Source organism: Vibrio sp. MMH1-50 (assembly GCF_022347645.1).
In the GTDB taxonomy this organism is placed as follows: domain Bacteria; phylum Pseudomonadota; class Gammaproteobacteria; order Enterobacterales; family Vibrionaceae; genus Vibrio; species Vibrio harveyi.
Map to the genome: position 1 here is coordinate 1 of NZ_JAKRGG010000084.1, position 2,187 is coordinate 2,187.

The 2,187-nt window shown below is 39.9% G+C and carries 2 protein-coding genes; both read left to right on the top strand.

The features are described from left to right. Nucleotides 1-291: 291 nt before the first annotated feature. Nucleotides 292-807, top strand: coding sequence for a GNAT family N-acetyltransferase (locus MHO32_RS25550; protein WP_239215006.1), 516 nt, complete (start codon nucleotides 292-294; stop codon nucleotides 805-807). A 693-nt stretch (nucleotides 808-1,500) separates the two neighbouring features. Further along, nucleotides 1,501-1,959, top strand: coding sequence for a hypothetical protein (locus MHO32_RS25565; protein WP_045384470.1), 459 nt, complete (start codon nucleotides 1,501-1,503; stop codon nucleotides 1,957-1,959). Nucleotides 1,960-2,187 lie beyond the last annotated feature (228 nt).

Sequence of the window (2,187 nt, forward strand, 5' to 3'; positions counted from 1 at the left end):
GTTGTTAGTTCGTTTTCTGCGGCGTTGTTTGTTCCACGTGGTTTCATTGAGTAGCCGCTTTGAGACTACGCCTGACTTAAGTGCATCAAAACACATAAAGTTTGTTGTTTGCAAGGTTTAAAATAACGTAAAATCAACGCTTTGGGTTTGCAAACTAACAAACTGCTCAAGAGGGATTCGCAACGCGTGGCATTTTTACTATGCGTTGGTTTAAGTGATTAAGGTGGTATGCGGCGGCTTTTGTATTGCGTTGCTCACCCCTTAGCAGGGCGTTATGTGAATAGGGAAATTATGCAGCAAGCAATTGAAAGTGAAAGACTAATATTACGACCATTTTCTATGTCTGACGCTGAGCGTGTTTCAGAGTTGGTTGGCGACAAGCAAATATCAGAAATGACGGCAAATATACCGTATCCATATACAGTTAGTGATGCTGAAAATTGGATTCGTACACATGCTGAGTTGTTTTTAAGTGGTAAAGGTATTGTCTATGCCATTGTCCTAAAAGAGAGTTCTGAGCTTATTGGTGCTGTTAGTTTTCCAAAACTGGAAAATGGTTTGGGTATTCTGGGCTATTGGTTAGGCGTTCCTTACTGGGGCTGTGGTTATGCTACAGAAGCATCTAAGGTTTTGATTTCATTTTCAAAAAAGCATTATGGATTAACAAGATTAAAAGTAATGCATTTAGTTGGAAATGAGCGTTCAAAATCAGTTATTGAAAAGCTCGGTGTAAAATACGTAGGCGATCAGACAAATCGCATGCAAGGTAAAGATCGTGAAGTAAGTGTTTATATATCAGAGGCATAAATTCACATAACAAACAGTTCAAGAGGGATTCAGCACGCGTGGCATTTTTGGTATGCGTTGATTTGGGTGTTGAAGTGCCATGCAGCGGCTTGGTCATTGCGTGCTTCACCCCTTAACTGGGCGTTAGTACGGGTTTGACATCAAAGGTCATAAGTTTTGGTGTTTATCTGTTTTGGTGCTCGTCTTTACACCTTTCAGTTTGTACCTTTCATGTTCTTTCCGGTGGCACTATATGCGAAGTGTTCGCTTTGATTTCACCGTTTACGGCTTCTAACTCTTAGCCTATTTCTTTGGCGCTTTTTCATTTTCGTGGTGTTTTTTGAGAGAGCCTTGATTACTTTTGGTGTGGCTGTTGAGCTACGAGGAAAGAATACTTTTTTAATTTAAAGCCAGTGAAAGTAGGGCAGTTCAGTGCGTTTTTCTTCTAGCCAACTTTCGTCTTTTAATTGGGGTAAAGTTTTGTAGCTGCCCGTCTCACTTCAGTGTTCAAAGCCTTTCATATCATCTCATTTTTCAATATCTTGGAGCGCATAAATAGAAGTAGCGCATGTACTAACAAATTGCTTAAGAGTGATTCGTAACGCGTGGCATTTTTACTATGCGGTGGCTTAGGGTGATTAGGGCGCCATGCGGTAGCTTTTGTATTGCGTTACTCACACCTTAGCAAGGCGTTATGTGTAATAAAGAGGTTTTATGAAAAAGTTTTTTAAAGTTTTTGCGATACTAGTTGCTCTAACTGTTGTTTTAATTGGGGGGCTACTGTTTTGGGCTGCCTCTCAAACAAGTGAGGTCACTGCTGAAGCGACTCCATTTATTGAAGAAAGCGTGCCTTTAATTTCAACATGGGAAATATCGCAGTTTGAACATCTATTTAGTATTGAAGGGCGTTCAGCGTTAAATAGTGATGAAGGTCAAAAAGTAATAGAGTATCTATCTAAAATAGGTGGTTTAAAATCCTTCGACTCCCCAACCTTTGTCAAATCTAAATCTTCTGTTGCTACTAGTGGTGAAAGTAAAGAAATAGCGATATTTACAGTTGAAGCAAAATTTGAAAATGGTGCGGGTTTGTTTACGTTCGTTCTTTCTAAAGTAGACTCAGAATACAAAATTGACCGCATAAATCTGAATTCGAATGCATTTTTGGATTTATAGTCAAAATTACACATAACAAGGCGTTTAAGGCAGATTCCCAACGCTTGGCATTTTGCATTCTAAATTGGGTTAAGTGTTTAAGGTGCAATAGTTTAGGTTGGGTAGATGGCGTTGCTCACTACTTAACGCGGCGTTATTTCCGCAACGGATCTCTCAGGCTGAATGTACGTGGTTGTAGCCTAAGAGTGAAAGTGACGGGGTAATAGGTTGGAAAAGCGGCGAAAAGGG

What these genes read in the sequence shown, in the direction of transcription:
- MHO32_RS25550 (WP_239215006.1), top strand. Translation starts at nt 292, where the DNA reads ATGCAGCAAGCAATTGAAAGTGAAAGACTAATATTACGACCATTTTCT.
- MHO32_RS25565 (WP_045384470.1), top strand. Translation starts at nt 1,501, where the DNA reads ATGAAAAAGTTTTTTAAAGTTTTTGCGATACTAGTTGCTCTAACTGTT.